This window comes from Streptomyces sp. NPDC005181 (genome assembly GCF_040608395.1).
Lineage (GTDB): Bacteria > Actinomycetota > Actinomycetes > Streptomycetales > Streptomycetaceae > Streptomyces.
In genome coordinates, this window is sequence record NZ_JBEXID010000084.1 from 1 (window position 1) to 23,298 (window position 23,298).

Sequence of the window (23,298 nt, forward strand, 5' to 3'; positions counted from 1 at the left end):
GGGACGGGTGGCGTCACCGAAGGGGTCGTTGCCGCGCCAGCCGACGGTCCAGAGACCGAAGGTGAACTTGTCCGCGGAGGTAGGGGTGAAGCGGTCCGACATGGTCTGCCTCTTGTCGACGAGAGCCCGGACGGCTGTACCGCCGACCGACCGATTTGTTTACTGACAGTACTAATACTGCATCGCGGCGCTCGTCGCCAGCCCGTCTCCGTGACACATCAGTCACATAGGGGCAACGTGACGGCTGCGGTCCGCTCCCGGCGGCGCCCAAATGGGACGGGTTGGCGCATGATTCGTTTTATCTTCGGACATTTCTGCCAGATTTGTTTTGTGTACGATCAAAATCCGGACACACGGGAGCGAGGTCCCCCGGACCCACTGAGGGCCCATAAAGCGCACCGTCGGCTTCCGGAGGATGCGGGGCGATGCGTCACGTGCGCCACCGAAGCGGCTCGCACACCTGTCCGAGCACTCCAACTGCCTTGACACTGCAATGACATGGGCACGCGCAGTGCGCCTGGGAACCTGCATCCGACGGTCTATCGTGGGCGCCATGTCCGCCCCTGAACTCATCCGCATCGTGTCCCGCGACTCGCCCATGGCCCTCGCCCAGGTGGAGCGCGTCCGTGCCGAGCTGGCCGCCCTCCACCCCGGCACCGCCACCGAGGTCGTGGCCGTCAAGACCACCGGTGACAAGTGGATGGGTGATCTCGCCCAGGTCGAAGGGAAGGGTGCGTTCACCAAGGAGGTCGACGCCGCCCTCCTCCTGGGCCAGGCGGACCTCGCCGTGCACTGCGTCAAGGACATCCCGGCCGACCGGCCACTGCCTGCCGGAACCACCTTCGCGGCCTTCCTCCAACGGGACGACATCCGCGACGCCCTCGTACACCCCGGAGGCCTCACCCTCGACCGGCTCCCCGAGGGAACCAGGATCGGTACCTCCTCCGTACGGCGCAGCGCCCAGCTCGCCGCCTCCCACCCGCACCTCCAGTGCGTGCCGATGCGGGGCAACGCCAACCGCCGGCTGGACAAGCTCGCCGCAGGCGAAGCGGATGCGCTGCTTCTGGCCGTCTCCGGACTGGAACGCATCGACCGCACGGATGTGATCACCGAAGTCCTGTCGGTCGAGGCGATGTGCCCGCCGATCGGAGCCGGGATCCTCGCCCTCCAGTGCCGTGAGGGCGACACGGAGCTGATCGACGCGATCAGCGGCCTCGGCCACCCCGCCACCCACCGCGAGGCCACCGCCGAGCGCATGTTCCTGCACGTGCTGCAGGGCCACTGCAACAGCCCCATCGCCGGATATGCCCGCACCGAGGGCGCCGGCGAACTGTCGCTACGGGCAAAGGTCTTCACGCCCGACGGGAAAGTGATCCTCAACGCTCACGAGTGGGCAGGACGCCTGGACCCGGCCACGCTCGGCACGTCTGTCGCGGTCGCCCTCCTGCGCCAGGGCGCCCGCGAACTCATCGACGGAATCCCGCACTGAACCAGTCCGGCGCACCAGCTGGTGCCCCTGAGCCGGCTCGCCCTGGCCCCGCCCCGGACCGGGGAGCTGTTCGATCAGGTCCGCGAGGGCACGATGCAGTCCCGATCGTCGGCGATGTCCTTGCCGGAGTCGTACGGGTCGACGACAGGCCACGGCCGGTCGGCCCGCGCCGCCTCCCTGGAGAAGTACGGGTGGACGAAGCCGTCGACTGCGCGGCAGTCATGGTTGCCGAGCAGTCGCCGGTACTCGACCGGAACCAGCTTTCCGGGTGCCGCTCGCTCGTCGAGTTCCAGGACCAGTTGCCGTCGCACGACTGTGCGCGCCACCTCCTCTGTGCCCTTCCACGGCCCCGGCTCGGCACCCGGGGCCGCACGTCCCAGCGCGTACACGAAGGTGTAGTCGGCTCGTACACGCAACTGACCCGGCTCGCTCCCTGCCTCGAAGGCCATTCGGCCGTGCACTCTGATGCCGTCCTCGACCACACGGAGTTCTGCCGGGTCGAAGCGGGTGAACATTTCGGTGGGATCACCGCCTTGCTCACCCGGTTCGCGCAGATGGCGGATCAGTCGGGCGCGGGAGGAGTCCTGCGCGTCAAGCATCTTCAGGGCCTTGGTGGGCCACCCGCCGTGGAGCACGGCCTGATCCAGATTGGCCGCGATCAAGAAATCCTTGGTCCGATTCAGCGCGTCGAAAACCCGCTCCTCCGGTATCCCGTTCACGGCCTTGACATCCGGTACTTGGATGCCGGTGTCATCGGTCGCCCAGTCGGCGGCGTGCGAACCCCGAAACGGCAGATCGGTCGTTGCCGGCCACGCGTCGGGCCACGTGCCCTCAGGCATCAGGCCGGCGGCGAACGGCTCGTCGGCAGGCCGCTCTCCGGACGTGCTGCTGACCAGCCACACCGCGAAACCCACCAACGCTGCGGCCGCCGTGCCTCCGGCCAGACCCCGCTTGAGCCGACGCCGGGACCGGTCCCTCCGCAACGTCTCCTCCCGGCCCGCGTCCTCGCGCTCCGCGCGCAGCCGCGCAACATAGTCCACCGGATCCGGCATGCCCCGCCCCACTCTCGTCCCGCTGTCGTAGACATCTCACAAGCCATGCCCCTGCAGCACAAGACGTCCCATCACCATGTGATGATCATGTGATCGGCATCGGTTCCCTCTTCGATGGACATGGCGCGTTCCTGGAGCGCCGTGGCACCGGCGAAGTAGCTCGCCACCTTCGATCTCCGGGCCGTAAAAGGCTCGGGGGTTCGCGTCGGGGCCAGTTCCTTCGGCCGCGGCAGGCGATGGAACACAGCGGGATACGGGGCCGCCGCGCCGCGAAACGACCTGCCGACCACCCCTTCGTGGGGGGCCCGGAATGCAATCGTGGATCAACGAGTTCCGAACCTACGCAGCACGCGGCGCGAACAGCGCGGAGAACAGAGAGTGGACGGCACCCATGGGCGAGCTGATTCTGATCCGGCACGGCGAGACCGAGTGGTCCCGGTCCGGGCGGCACACGAGCCATACCGATCTGCCGCTGACCGGCCTCGGTGAGCGTCAGGCCCGTGCTCTCGTGCCGCTGCTCGCCGACCGGAAGATCGGGCTCACCCTGGTCAGCCCGGCCCTGCGTGCTCGGCGCACCGCCGAACTTGCCGGGCTTGCCTCACCCCGTATCACCCCTGACCTGCGTGAATGGGACTACGGCGGCTATGAGGGCGTGACCACCGCCGAGATCCACCGCACCCGGCCGTCCTGGAACCTGTGGACCGACGGCGTCGCCCCGGGCTCCGAGGCGCATCCCGGGGAGACGCCGGCTCAGGTGGGGGAGCGGGCCGACCGGGTGCTCACCGAGATCCGGGCGGCCGCCGGACCGCTGGGGGACGCGGACATCGCCCTCGTGGCGCACTCCCACTTCCTGCGCGTATTCACCGCTCGCTATCTGGGGCTGACGCCGTCCGGCGGCACACTGTTCCAGCTCGCCACGGGGGCCGTTTCCCGGCTCGGCACCGAGCACGGGAATCCCGTCATCACCGCCTGGAACCTGGCCCTTCCCGAGAGTCTCCTCCACGCGGCAGCGCCGGCGCAGTCGCCGGAGTGAGACGGGGCCGGTACGCGCCGCTCCTGACGGCGATGCCGCCCGGGCGCAGTCGCGAACGCCACGCCACGAGCGAGTCCGTCTGCACCGTGGGACGAACGAACGGCCGGTACCTCACCCGAGGTACCGGCCGTTCACAGGAGTGCAGAGGTCAGGAGATCAGCTCCACCTCCGCCAGCGTCCCCTCACCCTCGGGCACCAGGCGGTAGTGCGCGTACGTTCCCGTCGTGCTCACCGAGAACACCCGCGTCTGCTTGTCCCACGCGAACGTCTGCGCCGACCGCTTGTCCAGGTCCTTCCACGTCGTGCCGTCCGACGAGCCCTGCAGGACCCAGCCCTTCGGGGCCTTCGCCGCCGCGTCCGAGGTCAGCGTGTACTGGACCGCCTTCGTCGACGCGGGCACCGGCAGCTCCACAGGGCCGTTCACCGTCGCCGTCGTGGCCGACGTGTTGTCGAACAGGGCGCCCTCGCCCTTCAGCACGTCCTTCTTCGGCGACGGCACCTGGTCGTCCTTGGTGATCGACGCCGGGGCCGCGTCCTTGCCCGTGCCCCACGCCGACGGCTTGGCGCCCATGTCGAACTCCAGGACACCGCCCTTGGCGAGCAGGTCGTGCGGCAGCGACGTGGACGTCCACTTCTTGCCGTTGACCTTCAGGCCCTGCACATAGATGTTCTTCGCGCTGTTCTTCGGCGCCTTGACCACCAGGTCGTGGCCGTTCTCCAGGTGGACGGTCGTCTTCGTGAAGAGCGGCGAGCCGATCGCGTACTCGCCACTGCCCATCACCAGCGGGTAGAAGCCGAGCGAGGAGAAGAGGTACCAGGCCGACTGCTCGCCGTTGTCCTCGTCGCCGTGGTAGCCCTGGCCGATCTCGCTGCCCGTGTAGAGACGGCCGAGGACCTCGCGGACCTTCTCCTGGGTCTTCCAGGGCTGCGACGCCGCGTCGTACATGTACGTGACGTGGTGCGCGACCTGGTTGCTGTGGCCGTACATGCCCATCCGCACGTCACGCGCCTCCGTCATCTCGTGGATGACGCCGCCGTACGAGCCGACGAACTCCGGGCCCGCTGTCTCGGGAGTGGAGAAGTACGTGTCGAGCTTCTTGGCCAGGCCGTCGCGGCCGCCGTACAGGTTCGCCAGGCCGCGACTGTCCTGCGGGGCCGTGAACGCGTAGCCCCAGCCGTTCGTCTCCGTGTAGTCGTAGCCCCAGATCCGCGGGTCGTACGCGTCGGAGGCGACCCGCCAGTCGCCCTTGGCGTCCTTGCCCTGGAAGAAGCCCGCCTTGGAGTCGAACAGTTCGACATAGTTGCGGGCCCGGTTCAGGAAGTACTCCGACTCCTCCTTGTACCGCTCCTTCTTCGTCTTCTTGTAGAGCGCCTGGCCCATCTGCGCGAGGCCGTAGTCGTTGAGGTAGCCCTCCAGCGACCAGGACAGACCCTCGTGCGTCGACGTGTTCGCGTAACCCGCGAACGGGGACGTCTCCATCCCCTTCCGGCCGACACCGGACGACGGCGGCACCACCGTGGCGTTCTTCAGGGCCGCCTCGTACGCCGCCTCGCCGTCGAACTTCACGCCCTTGACGTAGGCGTCCGCGAACGCGACGTCCGACGAGGTGCCGGTCATCAGGTCGGCATAGCCGGGGGAGGACCAGCGGGAGATCCAGCCGCCGTCCTTGTACTGCTGGACGAAGCCGTCGACCATCTCGCCGGCCCTCTTCGGCGTGAGGAAGGAGTACGCGGGCCATGTCGTCCGGTACGTGTCCCAGAAGCCGTTGTTGACGTACACCTTGCCGTCGACGATCTTCGCACCCGTGTGGGTCGGGGTGTCGGGGCCGATCTGCGGCGAGAACGGGCTGGCGTACCGGTCCTTGCCACCGACCTGCTCGAAGCCCGAGTTCGGGTAGAGGTACAGGCGGTACAGGCTGGAGTAGAGCGTCGTCAACTGGTCGGCGTCCGCGCCCTCGACCTCCACCTTGCCCAGGATGTCGTCCCAGGCGTGCTGCGCCCGGTCCTCGACGCGGCCGAAGGAGCGGGAGGCAGGGACCTCCGCGGCGAGGTTCTGCTTCGCCTGGTCGATGCTGATCAGTGAGGTGGCCAGGCGGAGATTGACCGTACGGTCCTTGCCGGCGTCGAAGCGGAGGTAGCCCGTCACGTCGTCACCGCCGCCGCCCTTGAGCTTGCCGCTCGCGGTGACCGGGGCGTCGAAGACGCCGTAGACGAAGAGCCGGGTGGCACCGGTGGAGAGGCCGCTCTTCACGTCGGAGAAGCCGGTGAAGGAGCTGGTCCCCGGGTCGAGGGTGAGGCCGCCGTCGTTGGAGATGTTGTCGAAGACGACGGACGCGTCGTCACCGGGGTAGGTGAACCGCATCCGTGCCGCGTGATCGGTCGGCGTCATCTCGGCCTTGAGGCCGTTCTCGAACGTCACACCGTAGTAGTGCGGCTTCGCCGTCTCGTTCTCGTGCTTGAACGGCAGCGCGCGCGCCGTGCGGGAGGCGTCCGGCGTGTCCTTGGCCACCGACGGCATCAGCTGGAACGTCTGCCGGTCGCCCATCCAGGGGCTCGGCTCGTGGCTCGCGCTGAACGCCTGGAGCGTGGGCAGGTTGTCGTCGTTGTTGGAGCGCTGGTAGTCGTACAGCCAGCTCGTCGAGCCGGCATTGGTGACCGGCGTCCAGAAGTTGAAGCCGTTCGGGACGGCGGTGGCGGGGAAGTTGTTGCCGCGCGAGAAACCACCGCTGGAGTTGGTGCCGCGGACCGTCGACGCGTAGTCGGACAGGTGCGCGCGGCGCTTCTCCGGGACCTTCGGGGCAAGCTTGATGTCGTCGAGCCAGCCCTGGAACTTCGCCGGGCCCTTGGGGGAGTCGTAGGCCACCAGGATCCGGTCGACGGTCTTGCCCGCCGCGACCGTGCCGATGCGCGAGGCGACCTTGTTCCACTGGTTGACGTAGAGCCGTTTGGCGTCGGCCTGGCCCTGCGGGGTCAGCAGACCGCCATGGCTGTCGGTGGCACCCAGATCGCTCAGATACGTACCGTCGGTGAAGGCCAGGTCGACCGAGACATGGGTGGCGGGGTACGAGAGGTCGGTCTCGCCCATCTGCGGGTAGACGAGGTAGGAGAGCTCGGTGTCCCGGGTGACGGCCGTGTCGACGTCGAAGATCTTGTTGTACGAGTACGCGCGGCCGTCCGGCTTGTGCGTGCCCGCGTACCGCAGCGCCTTCTTCCCGGTGAAGCCCGCGCCGGCCTTGGCGGTGGGCGAGCCGGACGGGCCGCGGTCGGTCTGGCTGCGCATCTCCTCAGGGGCGGGGGTGCTGGTGTCGCCGTCGGAGAACTGGACGTCGGCGAGCTGAGTTATGCCCGAGGCGCCCTTGTTCTTCGTGATGTCCAGGCGGAAATGCTGGTAGGCCGTGTCGCTCGAGAAGTCGAACGACTTCGTCTGGAAGCGCTCGGAGAAGGACTGGTCGGTCCGGGAGTCGAGGTCCGTCCAGGTCTTGCCGTCGGCGGAGCCCTTAAGGGTCCAGTCCTTCGGGTCGCGCTCGTCGTGGTCATTGGCCGAAGTGAGCGCGTATGTCACGGCCTTGACCGGTTCGTCGAGGTCGAACTCGATCCAGCCGGTGGGTTCGAAGGTCAGCCACTTCGAGGAGGATTCCCCGTCGATCAGGTTCTCCTTCACCTCGCCGCCGCCGGTGTTCTCACTGCTGGCGCGAAGATCCGTGACCTTGTCGGTGACATTGCCCGGTATTCCGGCGGAGAAGCCGCCGTCGATACCTGATGCCCGCTTCTTCCCGTCCGGTCCCTCTTCCACGGTGTTGCGCCAGTCCGGCTGCTTTTCGTTCGCTTCGAACGATGAGCTGAATGTCTGGTCGCCCGTGGGCTTTTCACCCTTTTCGGCAGACCTCGCCGACTGTGCGGCGGCCGTGGTGGGGGCGGTCACCACCAGGACCAGTGAAGCCGCGATGAGCGCGGCCGTGCGATTTTGTCTCTTACGAGAACCATGTCGGGGCTGCATGCCGAGCCATTCCTCCCGAGGAAGCGCACTGGACAACGTTGTCAGGGCGATGTGCAGGATCCAGTAGGGAGGCAAGTGGTGCGATGTGTCAAGGGTGTTGGACGGGGATGGGCGGGTGAATCGACCGTATTGCGGAAATCGTTACACCCGGACGAGGGCGCACGGGGCCCATGTATCCGCGAGGTCTCAACTCGGGAAAGACTGCCGCTCAAACCTGCATTCGATCTTGATCAGTTGGCAATAAGTGGACTATACCTGTCGGCATCTGCGCAGCCGCTTCACACGGCCGCGGACATGGGGGGGCAGGGGAACGGCTGCGGGGCACAATCGGTGGCCTCGCTGTACGGTTTCGCGATACCCCCAACTGCACCAGGCAATCCGGTATATCTGCATGACTAAGCGCAACTGACCGCGGTGGCGGGGCCCTTCGCCTGAGGCGATATCGACGGGTGACCGGTACACCGCCTGAGTCCTGGAGAAGGCGAGGACTTGAGCATGGGATCCACCTCTGCGCAGAGCGACAACGGCGGTCTCGGCCGCCGCGATCTGATCAAGCGCTCCGCAGCGCTCGGCCTGATCGCCGTTCCGACGATGAGCTTCCTTTCTGCCTGCGCGTCCGGCGGCGGCGAGGACGATGCGAACACCGGGGCCAAGAAGAGCAAGGGCCCTGTCTCCAAGGAGAACCCCTTCGGCGTCAACAAGGGCGGCAAGCTCGACGTCGTCGTCTTCAAGGGTGGCTACGGCGACGATTACGCCAAGGCGTGGGAAGCCCTCTTCGACAAGAAGTGGGGCACCAAGACCACCCACCTCGGGACCCAGGAGATCACCGGTAAGCTGCAGCCGCGCTTCAACGGAGGCAACCCGCCGGACGTCATCGACGACTCGGGCGCCCAGCAGATCAAGCTGGACGTCCTCTTCAAGGGTGGCCAGCTCTTCGATCTCGCTCCGGTGCTCGATGCTCCCTCGGTCGACGACCCGTCCAAGAAGGTCCGCGACACCCTGATCGCCGGCACCATCGAGCAGGGTCTGCAGGGTGGCAAGGTCGTCGCCCTCAACTACGTCTACACGCTCTGGGGTCTGTGGTACTCCGGCAAGCTCTTCAAGGAGAAGGGCTGGACCGAGCCGAAGACGTGGGACGACTTCATCGCGATCTGCAAGGAGGCCAAGGCCGACGGCATCGGCGGTCTGGCTCACCAGGGCAAGTTCCCGTACTACATCAACATCCTGATCATGGACCTTATCGCCAAGACCGGTGGTCTTGAGGCCATGAAGGCGATCGACAACCTCGACCCGAAGGCCTTCGTCGGCAGCGACGCGGCCAAGGCGTCCATCGAGGCGGTCTACGAGATCGTCGAAAAGGGCCTGCTGCTGCCCGGCACCAACGGTCTGACCCACACCGAGTCGCAGACCCGCTGGAACCAGTACAAGGCCGTGTTCATCCCCTCCGGTTCCTGGCTGGAGAACGAGCAGCTCAAGCAGACGCCGGCGGACTTCGACATGAAGTTCCTGCCGATCCCGCTGCTGCCGGGCAGCAAGCTGCCCTTCGAGGCGATCCGGGCCGGCTCCGGTGAGCCGTTCATCATCCCCTCCAAGGCCAAGAACCTGCCTGAGGCGCAGGAGTTCATGCGGATGATGCTCTCCAAGGAGTGGTCGACGAGCTTCGCCAAGGAGGCGAACTCGCTGACGATCCTGAAGGACGGTGTCGACCCGAGCGTCAAGCTGCGTCCGGGCACTCAGTCCACGGTCGAGGCGGTGAAGGCGGCGGGCGACGCCAACTCCTTCAACTACCTCTACCCGAGCTGGTACAGCGAGATGGACGTCGCGATCCAGAACGCATCCAACGAGCTGATGTCCAAGCGCATCCAGCCGGCCGAGTGGCTGAAGCGCGCGCAGGCCGCCGTGGACAAGGCTGCCAAGGACCCGGCCAGCAAGAAGAACCACCGCGACTGATCTCGGCGCTCACCGTAATTCCAGGGGCAGGATGTCATGCGAAAAGGGCAGTACAGATTCATCGCGGGTTTTCTACTCGCACCGCTGGCGTTGTATCTGATCTTCGTGATCTGGCCGTACATCCAGACCATCGGATACTCCTTCACCGACTGGTCAGGACAGTCACCGGTGTTCGACTTCGTCGGCCTGGACAACTACACCGCGTTGTTCCATGACGATGTCTTCCGCACAGCGCTCTGGCACAACATCCTGCTCCTGGTTTTCATCCCGGTCGTCACCATCCTGATCGCCCTGTTCTTTGCCTTCATGGTGAATGCGGGCGGCCGGGGCGGTGCGGGTGGTGTGCACGGGGTCAGGGGGTCGAGCTTCTACAAGGTCATCTACTTCTTTCCCCAGGTGCTGTCGCTCGCGATTCTCGCGGTGCTATTCCAGGCGGTGTACCGAAGCGACCAGGGCGGCCTGCTCAACGGGCTTCTCATGAAGCTGGGGCTGGTCGATGTCAACAGCCCCATCGAATGGATGAACGATCCGAAGCTCGTGCTCTGGTGCCTGATGGTCATCATCGTGTGGCACGGGGTCGGCTTCTACTTGGTGCTCTTCTCTGCGGCGATGCAGTCCATCCCGAAGGAGATCTATGAGGCCGCCCTGCTGGACGGGGCCGGTCGCGCCCAGACCTTCTTCCGGGTGACGCTTCCGCTGCTCTGGGACTCCGTACAGACGGCGTGGGTCTATCTCGGCATCGTGGCGATGGACATGTTCGTCCTGGCGTCGACCATGACGCCGGGCACGGGCTTCGGTGGCGGCCCCGACCATCACGGTGAAGTCATGGCGACGGTGCTGATGCGCAACTTCCTGTACTTCGGCAAGAGCGGCTACGCCTGTGCGATGGGCGTCGTGATGCTCATCCTCACCATGATCATTTCCGTTATCACGCTGCGTGCCACCCGCCGTGAGCGCATCGAGTTCTGAGCGGGAGTCAAGCAATGAGTACACCCATCAAAGAGCCGTCGGTCGCCGTCGGCGACAGCATCCCCGGGCAGAGGAGCGCGAAGAAGTCGCCTGGGCCCGGTGACCGCCGGACCGAGGGCCTGACCCTCAACGTCTTCTCGCACGGCTTTCTCATCCTGTGGGCCGTCCTGATCGTCCTGCCGCTGTTGTGGCTGCTGCTCAGTGCGTTCAAGACGGACGCGCAGATCGGTGGGTCGGCGCTGAGCTGGCCGACGAACTGGTCCCTCGACGTCTTCGGGCGTGCCTGGGACAAGGGCATCGGCGACTACTTCGCCAACACCCTGATCGTGCTGGTGTTTTCGGTGCCGCTGACAATGCTCCTCGGGGCGATGGCGGCGTATGTCCTGGCGCGGTACGAATTCCCGGGCAATCGGATCGTCTACTTCTTCTTCGTCAGCGGCGCGATGTTCCCTGTGTTCCTGGCGCTCGTCCCGCTGTTCTTCACGCTGCAGCGGTTCAACATGCTGAACACCTACCAGGGCCTGATCCTGGTGTACATCGCCTATTCCCTGCCGTTCACCGTCTTCTTCATGCACTCCTTCTTCCGGACGTTGCCCACGGCGATCCACGAAGCAGCGGTCATCGACGGGGCCTCGCATACCCGGGTCTTCTTCCAGGTGATGCTGCCGATGGCCAAGCCCGGCCTGCTGAGTATCGGCATCTTCAATGTGCTGGGCCAGTGGAACCAGTACATCCTGCCCTCGGTCCTGATGCAGCCGCAGAGCTCGGGGGAGACCGAGAAGTACCTGCTGACTCAGGGCCTGATCCAGCTGCAGCAGCAGCAGGGGTACGCGACGGACCTGCCGGTGCTCTTCGCCGGTGTGGCCATCGCCATGCTTCCGATGCTGGTCGTCTATCTCTCGTTCCAGCGCCAGATCCAGGCGGGCCTCACCGCAGGCACGATGAAATAACCGCGTACCGCCTCACAGCGGCCCCCGTCATCCGACGGGGGCCGCTGACGCATGTCCGGACATCCCGGTTCGCTGCTGCTCATCCGTGGGCCGGGTCGCTCAAGGTCTTGACGGGGAGTGCCCCAAAACGTTCAGCTTAGAGTTCACATGTTGGAGAAAATGGCAGGAGTGAGAGAGTCGATGGAGACTCCGGGGTCGCAGACATCTCTGCATCGCGCCAACCTTGAGCGGGTCGTGCGTGCCGTGCGTATGGCGGGTTCGCTCACCCAGGCGGAGATCGCCAGAGGTACGGGCCTCTCCGCGGCTACGGTCTCCAATATCGTTCGCGAACTGAAGGACGGCGGCACCGTAGAGGTGACCCCCACCTCGGCGGGCGGCCGCCGGGCCCGCAGCGTCTCGCTCAGCGGTGACGCGGGCGTCGTGATCGGAGTCGACTTCGGCCATACGCATCTGCGGGTGGCGGTCGGCAACCTCGCCCACCAGGTGCTCGCCGAGGAGTCCGAGCCGCTGGACGTCGACGCCTCGTCGGCGCAGGGCTTCGGGCGGGCGGAACAGCTGGTCAAGCGGCTGATCGAGACGACCGGGATCAGCCCGGGCAAGGTGATCGGCGTGGGTCTCGGCGTTCCCGGTCCGATCGATGTGGAGTCCGGCACGCTGGGCTCCACGTCGATCCTGCCGGGCTGGACGGGCATCAACCCGAGCGAGGAGCTCGCCGCGCGGCTCGGCGTGCCGGTGTACGTCGACAACGACGCCAACCTCGGGGCACTGGGCGAGCTGGTCTGGGGGAGCGGCCGGGGGGTCAAGGACCTGGCGTACATCAAGGTCGCGAGCGGTGTCGGTGCCGGTCTGGTGATCGACGGGCACATCTACCGGGGGCCGGGCGGCACGGCCGGCGAGATCGGCCACATCACGCTCGACGAATCGGGCCCGGTGTGCCGCTGCGGCAACCGGGGCTGCCTGGAGACCTTCACGGCCGCGCGGTACGTCCTGCCCCTGCTCCAGCCGGGCCACGGGTCCGATCTCACGATGGAACGGGTGGTCCAGCTGGCCCGGGAGGGCGATCCGGGCTGTCGCCGGGTGATCGGGGACGTGGGACGGCACATCGGCAGTGGTGTCGCGACCCTGTGCAACCTGCTCAACCCGAGCCGGGTGGTCCTCGGCGGGTCCCTCGCCGAGGCGGGCGAACTGGTGCTCGCGCCGATCCGCGACTCGGTGTCGCGGTACGCCATTCCCAGTGCCGGACGGCAGCTCTCGGTCCTTCCCGGGGCGCTGGGTGCCCGGGCGGAGGTGCTGGGTGCGCTGGCTCTCGTACTGAGCGAAATGGGGGATTCGTCCCTTTTGGAGAGCACTCTCCCCACCGCCACCCCTGTCTTCACTTAGATAACGAATGGCACCGTTGTCATCTCGTTAAGGATTTACTCCTTGACGTCGGCTTCGCGGCCGAGTTGACTTCCAGCCACCTCGGCCGCAACGTCGCGGCCTCGTCAGGGAGGTTCGAGAATGAACACGCGTATGCGTCGTGCCGCCGTTGCCGTTGCCGCCACCGCGATGGCCGCCTCGCTTGCCGCTTGCGGCAGCGCCAAGGAGTCCGGCGACAAGACCACGGACGCCGGCTCCCCGGAGAAGGGCAACGATCTCAAGATCGGTCTGCTCCTTCCCGAGAACCAGACGGCCCGGTACGAGAAGTTCGACCGGCCGATCATCGAGAAGAAGATCGGCGACCTCACCGGCGGCAAGGCGAAGGTCATCTACGCCAACGCCAAGCAGGACGCCACGGTGCAGACCCAGCAGGTCGACACCATGATCACCAACAAGGTCGATGCGCTGATCATCGACTCGGTGGACTCCAAGGCCATAGCCGGCGCCGTGAAGAAGGCCAAGGACGCGGGCATCCCGGTCGTCGCCTTCGACCGCCTCGCCGAGGGCCCGATCGACGCCTACACCTCCTTCGACAACGAAGAGGTCGGCCACGTCCAGGGCAAGGCCCTGCTGGAGGCCATGGGCTCCAAGGCCGACGGCGGCACGATCGTGATGATGAACGGCGCGATCACCGACCCGAACGCCGCCCTCTTCAAGAAGGGCGCCAAGGCGGAGCTCGACGGCAAGGTCAAGGTCGGCAAGGAGTACGACACCAAGGAGTGGAAGCCGGAGAACGCCAACGCCAACATGGAGGCGGCGATCTCGGCCCTCGGCAAGGGCAAGATCGACGGCGTCTACTCCGCCAACGACGGCATGGCGGGCGGCATCATCACCGCCCTCAAGGCCGCCGGTCTCTCCAAGCTCCCGCCGGTGACCGGTCAGGACGCCGAGCTGGCCGGCGTGCAGCGCATCGTCGCCGGTGAGCAGTTCATGAGCGTCTACAAGCCGTACGGCCCCGAGGGTGCGGCCGCCGCCGAGATGGCCGTGGCGCTGGCCCAGGGCAAGAAGCTCGACTCGGTCGCCACGTCCACGGTCGACAGCCCGACCAACAAGGGCATTCCCACGTTCCTGGTCCCGGTCGTCTCGCTGACCAAGGACAACATCAAGGACACCGTCCTCAAGGACGGCGTCTACACGCTGGACGAGATCTGCACGGCCAACTACAAGGCCGCCTGCGACAAGCTCGGCCTGAAGTAGGCCGCGCCCCCGCCGCGAGCGCGGTCGGACAATCGCCTTACATGCAAGGCGAGTTGACCGCGCTCCGGCAGCAAGTCAGCTGATTTCTGTGCGACTTGCACCCGTGGAAGCCTGCCCGGCGCCCCGCACATCAACCGTCCCGCTATCGGGCGGGGCGCCGGGCGGAACGCTTCCGCGCTGCTGTTCTCTTCTGCTCGACCACCGCGCCCTCCCCCGGCGCGGCATCCCCGCCGGTCAGGCGGCGAAGGAGATGGTTCACGTGTCCGCTACGCCCGTGTTGGCGTTGCGAGGGGTCTCCAAGCGATTCGGTGCCGTTCAGGCGCTCACCGATGTAGAGCTCGAGGTCCACGCCGGCGAGGTGATCGCCCTGGTAGGCGACAACGGCGCCGGTAAATCAACGCTGGTCAAGACGATCGCCGGGGTCCACCCCATCGATGACGGAGTCATCGAGTGGGAGGGCAAGAGCGTCCAGATCAACCGGCCGCACGACGCTCAGAGCCTGGGCATCGCGACCGTTTATCAGGACCTCGCGCTCTGCGACAACATCGATGTCGTCGGTAACCTCTACCTCGGCCGGGAGCTCCGTAAGTTCGGAGTCCTCAACGAGGTAGAGATGGAGCGCCGCTCCCGCGAGCTCCTCAGCACGCTGTCGATCCGTATCCCCAGCGTCCGTATCCCGATCGCCTCGCTCTCCGGTGGTCAGCGCCAGACCGTGGCCATCGCCCGTTCGATGCTCGGTGAGCCGAAGCTCGTCATTCTCGACGAGCCGACCGCGGCCCTCGGCGTCGAGCAGACCGCGCAGGTCCTCGACCTGGTCGAGCGGCTGCGCGAGCGCGGCCACGCGGTGATCCTCATCAGCCACAACATGGCCGACGTCAAGGCGGTCGCCGACAAGGTGGCCGTGCTCCGGCTGGGCCGTAACAACGGCGTCTTCGACGTCGCGAGCACCTCGCAGGAAGAGATCATCTCCGCGATCACGGGCGCCACGGACAATGCCGTGACCCGTCGCGCGGCGCGCAACGGGGAGGCCCAGAAGTGAGCACCGACAACACCTCCAAGCCGATACTGGTGAAGACGGCCGACGCGCCCGCCGAGAACCCCGCCGCGGCGGCCGGCTCCGTCACCGCTGTCGACCCCCGGCTGCTCGTCCGCGAGCAGGGCATCGCCGGATACCTCGGCGAGTTCAAGCGCAAGATGAAGGCCGGCGACCTGGGCTCGATCCCCGTAGTCCTCGGTCTGATCATCATCTGGGGCATCTTCCAGAGCCTCAACTCGAACTTCCTCACCGCTGGCAACCTCTCGGACATCTCGGTCGCCATGGTCGGCACCGGCATGATCGCGGTCGGCATCGTCTTCGTCCTGCTGCTCGGTGAGATCGACCTCTCGGTCGGCTCGGTCAGCGGTGTCGCGGGTGCCACGTTCGCCGTGCTCAATGTCACCCACGGCATGTCGGAGTGGCTGGCCCTGGTCCTGGCGATCATCACCGGCGCCGTGGCCGGCGCGATCCACGGCTACATCTTCGCCAAGATCGGCGTCCCCGCCTTCGCCGTCACCCTGGCCGGTCTGCTGTTCTGGAACGGCTTCATGCTCCAGATCCTCGGCTCCAACGGCACCATCAACCTCGACTCAGAGGGCCTGGTCGCCAAGCTGACCAGCTACTACTTCAGCGATGTCGCGGCCGGCTACGGCCTCGCCGTGGTCGCCGTGGCGGCGTACTTCCTGTCGGCCTTCTTCGACAGCCGTCGCCGTGAGGCGGTGGGTGTCCCGTCCCGCCCGCTCAGCGAGATCCTCGTGCGCACGGCCGGGCTGGCGGTGGTGGCCTTCGCCGCCGCGATCATGTTCAACCAGTACAAGGGCCTGCCGCTCGCCGTGGTGGTCTTCCTGATCATGCTGGTGGCGACCGACTTCGTGCTGCGCCGCACCTCGTACGGCCGCAAGATCTTCGCGCTCGGCGGCAGCGTCGAGGCGTCCCGCCGTGCCGGTATCAATGTGGTGATGATCCGGACGTCGGTCTACGCGATCTCCGGCACCTTCGCCGCCATCGGCGGACTCTTCATCGCCTCCAAGATCACCTCCGCCAACCAGGGCGCGGGCAGTGGTGAGCTCCTGATGAACGCCATCGCGGCAGCCGTCATCGGTGGCACCAGCCTCTTCGGCGGCCGGGGCCGCACCTGGAACGCGCTGCTCGGTGTGCTGGTCATCATCTCGATCCAGTACGGCCTCGCCCTGCAGGGCATCGCCTCGCCGATCCAGTACATGATCACCGGTGGTGTGCTGCTCGCCACGGTCGTCATCGATGCCGTCACCCGCAAGACCCAGAAGACGGCGGGCCGCGCCTGACCGCGGTACCCGCGCCTGTGCCCGGCACCCTTCGTGGTGCCGGGCATCTGCGTGTACGTATGTACGCACACACCGATCCGCACCGGAACACACCGCCCGATGACTTCGCGCCCGGACGGAACATTAGACTCAGCGGATCGGCATGCTCGACCAGCTCAAACGCAAGGAGGCACGGGTGGCCCTGCTGACCCGCATCGGGGGACCGCGCGACCTGGACCGGCTCAGTCCCGAGCAGCTGGAACAGCTCGCTGAGGAGATCCGGACCTTCCTCGTCGACGCAGTCTCCAAGACCGGCGGCCACCTCGGCCCCAACCTGGGGGTGGTCGAGCTGACCATCGCCCTGCACCGGGTCTTCGATTCACCGAAGGACAAGGTGCTCTTCGACACCGGGCACCAGAGCTACGTACACAAGCTCCTCACCGGCCGCCAGGACTTCTCGAAGCTCAAGAACAAGGGCGGCCTGTCCGGCTACCCCTCGCGCGCCGAGTCCGACCACGACATCATCGAGAACTCGCACGCCTCCACGGTCCTCGGCTGGGCCGACGGCCTCGCCAAGGCCAACCAGGTGCTGAAGAAGGACGACCATGTCGTCGCGGTCATCGGTGACGGTGCTCTCACCGGCGGTATGGCCTGGGAGGCGCTGAACAACATCGCCGCCGCCAAGGACCGCCCGCTCGTCATCGTCGTCAACGACAACGAGCGCTCCTATGCCCCGACCATCGGCGGCCTCGCCAACCACCTCGCCACCCTGCGCACGACCGACGGCTACGAGCGCTTCCTGGCCCGCGGCAAGGACATCCTGGAGCGCACCCCCGTCGTCGGGAAGCCGCTCTACGAGACGCTGCACGGCGCCAAGAAGGGGCTGAAGGACTTCATCGCCCCGCAGGGCATGTTCGAGGACCTCGGCCTCAAGTACGTCGGCCCGATCGACGGCCACGACATCGAGGCCCTGGAGTCCGCGCTGCAGCGGGCCAAGCGCTTCGGTGGGCCGGTCATCGTGCACTGCATCACCGAGAAGGGCCGCGGCTACACCCCCGCCCTCCTCGACGAGGCCGACCGCTTCCACGCCGTCGGCAAGATCCACCCCGACACCGGCCTCCCCGTCGCCACTTCCGGCCTCGACTGGACCTCCGTCTTCGGCGAGGAGATGGTCAAGCTCGGCAAGGAGCGCAAGGACATCGTCGCGATCACCGCGGCCATGCTCCAGCCGGTCGGCCTCAGCAATTTCGAGAAGGAATTCCCGGACCGGATCTACGACGTCGGCATCGCCGAGCAGCACGGCGCGGTCTCCGCGGCGGGCCTCGCCACCGGTGGGCTGCACCCCGTCTTCGCGGTGTACGCCACGTTCCTCAACCGGGCCTTCGACCAGGTCCTGATGGATGTCGCCCTGCACAAGTGCGGTGTCACGTTCGTCCTGGACCGGGCGGGGATCACCGGCACCGACGGCGCCTCGCACAACGGCATGTGGGACATGTCGATCCTGCAGTGTGTGCCGGACCTGCGGATCGCCGCCCCGCGCGACGCCGACCAGGTCCGCGCCCAGCTGCGCGAGGCCGTCGAGGTCGATGACGCCCCGACCGTCGTCCGCTTCTCCAAGGGTGCAGTCGGCCCGTCCGTCAAGGCCGTCGGCAGGGTCGGTGGCATGGACGTGCTCCGCAGGGCCGACACGGCCCGCCCGGACGTCCTTCTGGTCTCCGTCGGCGCGCTCGCCCCGATGTGCCTGGAGATCGCCGATCTGCTGGACGCCCAGGGCATCACGACGACGGTCGTCGATCCGCGCTGGGTCAAGCCGGTCGACGAGGCCATGGCCCCGCTCGCCGAGCAGCACCGTGTCGTCGTCACCGTCGAGGACAACAGCCGGGCCGGCGGTGTCGGCTCCGCCGTCGCCCAGTCGCTGCGCGACGCCGGAGTCGACGTACCGCTGCGCGACTTCGGTATCCCGCCGCGCTTCCTCGACCACGCCTCCCGCAAGGAGGTCATGGCGGAGATCGGGCTGACCGCGCCGGACATCGCCCGTCAGGTCACCGGTCTCGTCTCCAAGCTGGACGGCCGCTACGAGAGCGACGCCGACAGGCCCTCCGTGATCGAGCCCGCCCGGGACTGACCTGCGCGACACGGGCCCGTGCTCGCACGGGTCCGAACGAGCGACGAGCGATACGGCCAAGGGGCCGGTCGGAGCACCCTGTACGGGTGGTCCGACCGGCCCATTTGCGTGAAATCGCTCGACGTGGCGCCCTGCGCCGCCGTGATGTCCCAATCATGGCGTTCACGACGAGTGCGTGGAGGTACGCCGGTGACTGCGCAGCAGGACACACCACCCACCAGAGGCGGGCTGTTCCGGACCAAGACGGTGGAACAGTCCATCCGTGATACCGAGGAGCCGGAGCACGCTCTCAGGAAGTCCCTCTCCGCCCTGGACCTCACGGTCTTCGGAGTGGGCGTCATCATCGGCACCGGCATCTTCGTCCTCACGGGCAAGGTGGCGAAGGAGTCGGCGGGGCCTGCCACCGCACTCGCCTTCGTGGCCGCCGCCATCGTCTGCGCCCTTGCCGCCCTCTGCTACGCCGAGTTCGCCTCCACCGTGCCGGTCGCGGGGTCCGCGTACACCTTCGCGTATGCCTCGCTGGGTGAACTGATCGCCTGGATCATCGGCTGGGACCTCGTGCTCGAATTCGCGCTGGGCACGGCGGTGGTGGCGGTCGGCTGGTCCGGCTATGTCCGTTCGCTGATGGACAACGCCGGCTGGGACATGCCCGCCGTGCTCGCCGGGCCGGATGTGGCCACAGGATTCGGCTTCGATCTCCTGGCCTTCCTCCTGGTCCTCGTTCTGACCGTCATCCTGGTGCTCGGCATGAAGCTCTCCGCCCGGGTCACGACCGTTGTGGTCGCCATCAAGCTGGCCGTCGTCCTGATCGTGATCATCGCGGGGCTCTTCTTCATCAAGGCCGCCAACTACGCGCCCTTCATCCCGCCGGCTCAGCCGCAGCCGTCCGGCTCCGGACTGAACGCGCCGCTGATCCAGCTGATCTTCGGCTACGCGCCGACGAACTTCGGCGTCCTGGGCGTCTTCACCGCCGCGTCCGTCGTCTTCTTCGCCTTCATCGGCTTCGATGTCGTGGCCACCGCGGCCGAGGAGACCAAGCTCCCGCAGCGCGACATGCCGCGGGGCATCCTCGCCTCGCTCTTCATCTGCACGGTGCTCTACGTCGCCGTATCGCTGGTGGTCACCGGCATGCAGCACTACACCGAACTGTCCGTGAGCGCCCCGCTGGCCGACGCCTTCAAGGCCGTCGGGCATCCCTTCTACGGGGGCGTCATCAGCTTCGGAGCCGCAGTCGGCCTCACGACCGTGTGCATGATCCTGCTGCTGGGTCAGACGCGGGTGTTCTTCGCGATGAGCCGCGACGGACTGCTTCCGCGGCTCTTCTCCAAGACGCACCCGAAGTTCGGCACCCCCTACCGACCGACCGTCCTGCTCGGCGTGATCATCGCGATCGTCGCCGGGTTCACCAGCATCAACGAGTTGGCGACGCTGGTGAACATCGGCACGCTCTTCGCGTTCGTGGTCGTCGCCCTGGGTGTTCTCGTGCTGCGCCGCACCCGTCCCGATCTGCACCGCGCGTTCCGCACGCCGTGGGTGCCGCTGATCCCGATCCTCTCGGTGGCTGCCTCGGTGTGGCTGATGCTCAACCTGCCGGCGGAGACGTGGCTCCGGTTCGCGATCTGGATGGCCGTCGGGGTGATCATCTACTTCGCGTACGGACGCCGGCACAGCCGCATCGACGACGCTGTCGGCCGACCGTAGGTCAGTCCTGATGGGGCGGCAGCGGCCGTACGGTACGGGGGCCGGCGCACTGCGCACCGTACGCCTCGACCCGCTGCCGCAGCTCCCGGTCGGCCGTCACCACGACACAGTCGCGGTCCGCAGACGGGGCCGCCTCGGCGGCGACGAGGCCGACGATCCGGTCGTCCCCGCTGCCGGGCGCCGACTCCACCCGTACCCCCGGCACCGATGCGATGCCGCGGGCCGCGCCCTCGACGACCAGCACCAGCTCGACGGGGCCGGGGTGCCCGGGCAGACCGGCCGCGGCGAACGGGACCAGGGAGTCCCGCAGCCGTTCGGCCGCCCCGAGCCGGTCCCGCCACCAGCCGTCCGGCACCGACCCGACCACATTGGCCGCGTCCACGATCACCAGAGTCCGTTCGGTCAGCATCCCGGAAGGGTGTCACGCACCGGCCGCCGCACGGTCCGTCAGCCGCCGGTGGCGGGGGACTTCTTCGCCGACTCCGGGATCGTGCCGTCCTTGCGGATCGCCTTCCAGAGGTCACCGGCCTGCGGCTGGGCTGCCACCACACGGTTCGGGTCCTGCTTGTCGTACGCGACCGGCAGCATGATCGTCCAGGCAGACGGGTGGCGATTCCGTGTCGTTCGAACGGTGATTCTATGATGGGCGCTCCCGGCTTCCGCATGTCGGCCATGAAACAGGCCGCAGAACGGGAGCTGACAATCATGGGAAGGATGACCTCACGACATGCGAGTCAGGTCGGGACGTGCCGCCCAGGGGAGGGCCTCGGCAAAGAGTGTCCTTCGAAACGTCGAAAGTGAGCAGCGGCAAGCGGAGTCCACGGTCGGCGGTCGCTGGCTCGTTCGGGGTAAGGACGGCAGGCTCACCGCCTACGCCCGCAATCGGGACGGCATCCTGCGCTGGACCGAGGAGCGTCCGGGCGGGCCTCAATGGCAGGGGCCGGACGTCATACCGATTCCGCATCTGACGCACCTCAGCGTCGCTCAGGGCGCGGACACCTATGTGCACTTCTTCGGGCGGCGGTCGCGGCAAAAGGGCGACGACCTGCCGACTGTCGACATCGTGCACGCCATTCAGTACCAGACCGGCCGCCCCATCACCTCGTGGCGGTCACTGGGCAACCCCCACAAGGACCCCGAAAGGGCCGCGCGGATCGGTTCCCCGGTACCCGCCGTCGCTCGGTCCGGCGCGGCAAACGTCTTCGTCCGGAACGCCGGCGGCGGCATCATGCTGCGCCGAGAGGGTAAGGGCGCCAAGTGGGAGGCGTGGACGGACCTGCAGGGCAGTCTGGCGCAGGTCGCCATGGCCGTGTCGGTTGCCGAATCGGGGCGGATCGAGCTCCTGGTCCCCGGAAGCGGTCAGGCCATGAGGTGGACCCAGGCCGAGAGTAATGGCGCCTTCGAGCAGGCACAGAACATTCCTGTTGCGATCGCTCCGGGCGGCGTGGTCGCGCTGGAGACGGCTCCGGATCGGAACACCTTCTACTGGACCGACCCCACTACCGGCGGAATCGTCGCACACCGTTTGGGCACCTGGGTCATCCCGCTCGGTGGCACACCGGCCGAGGGGCCGATCACCGTGCTGCGCGCGATGTTGGACGGCTACGACTGCACGATCCTCGCGCACCGGGATCTTGACGGGCACGTCATGCTCGCAGCCTGTGGAACGGAGAACGAGGGCGGCGGTCTCTGGTGGTCGCCGACGGGCGAACGGACCGCCGCGACACCGGCGTTGGCACTCGATGTGTACGGGCGTGTGGTCCTCGCCATGATCGGGGCGGACGGAGGGTTGTACGTGGCCCGACAGAATCGCGAGCCGGGGCTGGCGATGGATCCCGCTGAGCGGGTGTGAGCGTGCTTGACACACCCTTGTGACTGGAGCTGCTGCAGGACACAGTCTTCGATCCGGTCCGTAGCCCCACCGGACAGAAGCTGGCTTGCGATCCGGGTACCGAAGCCGCCCTTCATTTCTTGGCGAAAATGACCCGATCCAGATCCTGCTGCCCATCCGGCGTGATTCAAGCGGATTCGTCCCGACCGATGCCCGCTCCGTGCTCCCCACTGAACAATGCGGAGTCCTTTCTGGAGCCTTTACAGCGCGGGTGAGGCGCGAGGCACTTATGTGGGCGTGAGTAAGCTGTGCGCCCGGAAAAGTTGTGTCGAGTGGGTGGGGGTTTTGTGACCAGGTTCGGTGCGTTGAAGAGTTGCGTGGGTGCTTTGAGCGCTCTCGTTTTGAGTACGGTCTGTGCTGTGCCGTCCGCTGTGGCCGCAGAGCCGAAGAATCTGCAGGTCATGTCGTGGAACATGTGCGGTGTCGAGCGTTCGACGTACCACTGCGAGGACTACGGGACACCCGAGCAGAAGATCGGTGTCGTCAAGTACCACGTGCTGAATACCTATGTGCACGCCGCCTTGCTGCAGGAGGTGTGCCAGGACGATCTGAATCTGCTGATGAGCGAGTTGGGTACGGGCTGGAATGCGAGCTTCGCCCCGTACCAATGGTCGCAGGACGGAGTGAAATGGAATAGCCGGTGCGGTGAGGATGATGGCCGGAGCACGCCGCCCGGCACAGCAATTGTTGTCAAGGGCGGGATGACGGGCGCCCGGACGTATCCGACGACGCAGCCGTGGACGGGTCAGCAGACGCCTTTCCAGTGCGCTACGGCCACGTATTGGGATGTGACGCTGTGCAATGTTCACGCCGCGCGGCTGGGCAGTAACCCGGACCACCCCGATTGGGACTACCGCGATGACCAGTTCGCGGAGATCAAAGCGATCGTGGACACATTCCCTCGAACCGTCTTCGGCGGTGACTTCAACTCGCTGTCCCCCGATGCGCCGGACAACACGTCTTCCTGGGTGTGGCCGGAAGGCTTGTACTCCACCGGTCCCGGAACCGCGGGATACGAGGAGTGTGACCAGACGAGTGCATCACGGACAGGACGGGCCACGTATGACAACAGCACAGCGAAGCTGGATTACATCGTCAGCACTGAGCCCCGGCGCTGATGCGCGGTGGCCGACTCTGCGTTCTCGGACCACCACGTCGTGATCGAAAGCGTGAGTGTCGCCTGACGGGTGTAGGACGCGCGTGGGG

At 66.8% G+C, this 23,298-nt stretch carries 16 protein-coding genes and 1 pseudogene; 13 read left to right on the forward strand and 4 right to left on the reverse strand.

What is annotated here, in order from left to right; genetic code table 11:
* The first annotated feature begins 553 nt into the window (after nt 1–553).
* Entirely contained in the window at nt 554–1,489 is a 936-nt protein-coding gene (gene hemC, locus ABZV38_RS32660) for a hydroxymethylbilane synthase (protein WP_356332057.1), read from the forward strand.
* A 74-nt stretch (nt 1,490–1,563) separates the two neighbouring features.
* Here hemC and ABZV38_RS32665 read toward each other — a convergent pair whose 3' ends face one another.
* Complete coding sequence (locus ABZV38_RS32665; protein ID WP_356332059.1) at nt 1,564–2,541, reverse strand: hypothetical protein; 978 nt, start codon at nt 2,539–2,541, stop codon at nt 1,564–1,566.
* A 391-nt stretch (nt 2,542–2,932) separates the two neighbouring features.
* Here ABZV38_RS32665 and ABZV38_RS32670 point away from each other — a divergent pair, with 391 nt between their 5' ends.
* On the forward strand, nt 2,933–3,574 hold the full coding sequence (locus ABZV38_RS32670; protein WP_356332060.1) for a histidine phosphatase family protein: 642 nt from the start codon (nt 2,933–2,935) through the stop codon (nt 3,572–3,574).
* Between the two features lie 148 nt (nt 3,575–3,722).
* Here ABZV38_RS32670 and ABZV38_RS32675 read toward each other — a convergent pair whose 3' ends face one another.
* The gene (locus tag ABZV38_RS32675; protein WP_356332061.1) at nt 3,723–7,571 is read right to left on the reverse strand and encodes a GH92 family glycosyl hydrolase; all 3,849 of its coding nucleotides are present in this window, start codon (nt 7,569–7,571) and stop codon (nt 3,723–3,725) included.
* A gap of 495 nt (nt 7,572–8,066) precedes the next feature.
* Between ABZV38_RS32675 and ngcE the strand changes: the two genes are divergently transcribed.
* The 9 genes from ngcE to ABZV38_RS32720 all read left to right on the forward strand — a co-directional run bounded on the left by ngcE (nt 8,067) and on the right by ABZV38_RS32720 (nt 20,201).
* Complete coding sequence (gene ngcE / locus ABZV38_RS32680) at nt 8,067–9,521, forward strand: N-acetylglucosamine/diacetylchitobiose ABC transporter substrate-binding protein (protein ID WP_356332062.1); 1,455 nt, start codon at nt 8,067–8,069, stop codon at nt 9,519–9,521.
* Between the two features lie 36 nt (nt 9,522–9,557).
* A complete protein-coding gene (locus ABZV38_RS32685; RefSeq protein WP_356332063.1) occupies nt 9,558–10,490 on the forward strand; it encodes a sugar ABC transporter permease in 933 nt (310 codons plus the stop codon).
* A gap of 14 nt (nt 10,491–10,504) precedes the next feature.
* Nucleotides 10,505–11,440 (forward strand): carbohydrate ABC transporter permease, encoded by a 936-nt coding sequence (locus ABZV38_RS32690; RefSeq protein ID WP_356332064.1) that lies wholly within the window; start codon nt 10,505–10,507, stop codon nt 11,438–11,440.
* A 180-nt stretch (nt 11,441–11,620) separates the two neighbouring features.
* Nucleotides 11,621–12,820: an ROK family transcriptional regulator gene (locus ABZV38_RS32695; protein ID WP_356332065.1), complete on the forward strand. Its 1,200-nt coding sequence runs from the start codon at nt 11,621–11,623 to the stop codon at nt 12,818–12,820.
* Nucleotides 12,821–12,940: 120 nt separating this feature from the next.
* Nucleotides 12,941–14,056 (forward strand): substrate-binding domain-containing protein, encoded by a 1,116-nt coding sequence (locus ABZV38_RS32700; RefSeq protein ID WP_356332066.1) that lies wholly within the window; start codon nt 12,941–12,943, stop codon nt 14,054–14,056.
* Nucleotides 14,057–14,306: 250 nt separating this feature from the next.
* The gene (locus ABZV38_RS32705; protein ID WP_356332067.1) at nt 14,307–15,095 is read left to right on the forward strand and encodes an ATP-binding cassette domain-containing protein; all 789 of its coding nucleotides are present in this window, start codon (nt 14,307–14,309) and stop codon (nt 15,093–15,095) included.
* A complete protein-coding gene (locus ABZV38_RS32710) occupies nt 15,092–16,396 on the forward strand; it encodes a sugar ABC transporter permease (protein ID WP_356332068.1) in 1,305 nt (434 codons plus the stop codon). Before ABZV38_RS32705 ends, ABZV38_RS32710 begins: the two co-directional genes overlap by 4 nt.
* A 175-nt stretch (nt 16,397–16,571) precedes the next feature.
* Nucleotides 16,572–18,500 carry a 1-deoxy-D-xylulose-5-phosphate synthase gene (gene dxs / locus ABZV38_RS32715; RefSeq protein WP_356332078.1) on the forward strand — a complete coding sequence of 643 codons (1,929 nt, stop codon included), beginning with the start codon at nt 16,572–16,574 and terminating at the stop codon, nt 18,498–18,500.
* Between the two features lie 189 nt (nt 18,501–18,689).
* Nucleotides 18,690–20,201, forward strand: a complete 1,512-nt coding sequence (locus ABZV38_RS32720) for an amino acid permease (RefSeq protein WP_356332069.1) — start codon at nt 18,690–18,692, stop codon at nt 20,199–20,201.
* A 1-nt stretch (nt 20,202) separates the two neighbouring features.
* On the opposite strand, the gene ABZV38_RS32725 is transcribed toward ABZV38_RS32720, so the two are convergent.
* On the reverse strand, nt 20,203–20,610 hold the full coding sequence (locus ABZV38_RS32725; RefSeq protein WP_356332071.1) for an NTP pyrophosphohydrolase: 408 nt from the start codon (nt 20,608–20,610) through the stop codon (nt 20,203–20,205).
* A 38-nt stretch (nt 20,611–20,648) separates the two neighbouring features.
* Nucleotides 20,649–20,807: pseudogene (locus ABZV38_RS32730) on the reverse strand (LytR family transcriptional regulator); the annotation flags it as partial.
* Between the two features lie 121 nt (nt 20,808–20,928).
* Here ABZV38_RS32730 and ABZV38_RS32735 point away from each other — a divergent pair.
* Both ABZV38_RS32735 and ABZV38_RS32740 read left to right on the forward strand, forming a co-directional pair.
* The gene (locus tag ABZV38_RS32735) at nt 20,929–22,053 is read left to right on the forward strand and encodes a hypothetical protein (protein ID WP_356332072.1); all 1,125 of its coding nucleotides are present in this window, start codon (nt 20,929–20,931) and stop codon (nt 22,051–22,053) included.
* Between the two features lie 398 nt (nt 22,054–22,451).
* The gene (locus ABZV38_RS32740; protein ID WP_356332073.1) at nt 22,452–23,210 is read left to right on the forward strand and encodes an endonuclease/exonuclease/phosphatase family protein; all 759 of its coding nucleotides are present in this window, start codon (nt 22,452–22,454) and stop codon (nt 23,208–23,210) included.
* The last annotated feature ends 88 nt before the right edge of the window (nt 23,211–23,298 follow it).

Coding starts and splice junctions, on each gene's coding strand:
- ABZV38_RS32735 (WP_356332072.1), top strand. CDS start 20,929: ATGCGAGTCAGGTCGGGACGTGCCGCCCAGGGGAGGGCCTCGGCAAAG.
- ABZV38_RS32675 (WP_356332061.1), bottom strand. CDS start 7,571: ATGCAGCCCCGACATGGTTCTCGTAAGAGACAAAATCGCACGGCCGCG.
- ABZV38_RS32665 (WP_356332059.1), bottom strand. CDS start 2,541: ATGCCGGATCCGGTGGACTATGTTGCGCGGCTGCGCGCGGAGCGCGAG.
- ABZV38_RS32670 (WP_356332060.1), top strand. CDS start 2,933: ATGGGCGAGCTGATTCTGATCCGGCACGGCGAGACCGAGTGGTCCCGG.
- hemC (WP_356332057.1), top strand. CDS start 554: ATGTCCGCCCCTGAACTCATCCGCATCGTGTCCCGCGACTCGCCCATG.
- ABZV38_RS32690 (WP_356332064.1), top strand. CDS start 10,505: ATGAGTACACCCATCAAAGAGCCGTCGGTCGCCGTCGGCGACAGCATC.
- ngcE (WP_356332062.1), top strand. CDS start 8,067: ATGGGATCCACCTCTGCGCAGAGCGACAACGGCGGTCTCGGCCGCCGC.
- ABZV38_RS32695 (WP_356332065.1), top strand. CDS start 11,621: ATGGAGACTCCGGGGTCGCAGACATCTCTGCATCGCGCCAACCTTGAG.
- ABZV38_RS32725 (WP_356332071.1), bottom strand. CDS start 20,610: ATGCTGACCGAACGGACTCTGGTGATCGTGGACGCGGCCAATGTGGTC.
- ABZV38_RS32685 (WP_356332063.1), top strand. CDS start 9,558: ATGCGAAAAGGGCAGTACAGATTCATCGCGGGTTTTCTACTCGCACCG.
- ABZV38_RS32700 (WP_356332066.1), top strand. CDS start 12,941: ATGAACACGCGTATGCGTCGTGCCGCCGTTGCCGTTGCCGCCACCGCG.
- ABZV38_RS32705 (WP_356332067.1), top strand. CDS start 14,307: ATGGTTCACGTGTCCGCTACGCCCGTGTTGGCGTTGCGAGGGGTCTCC.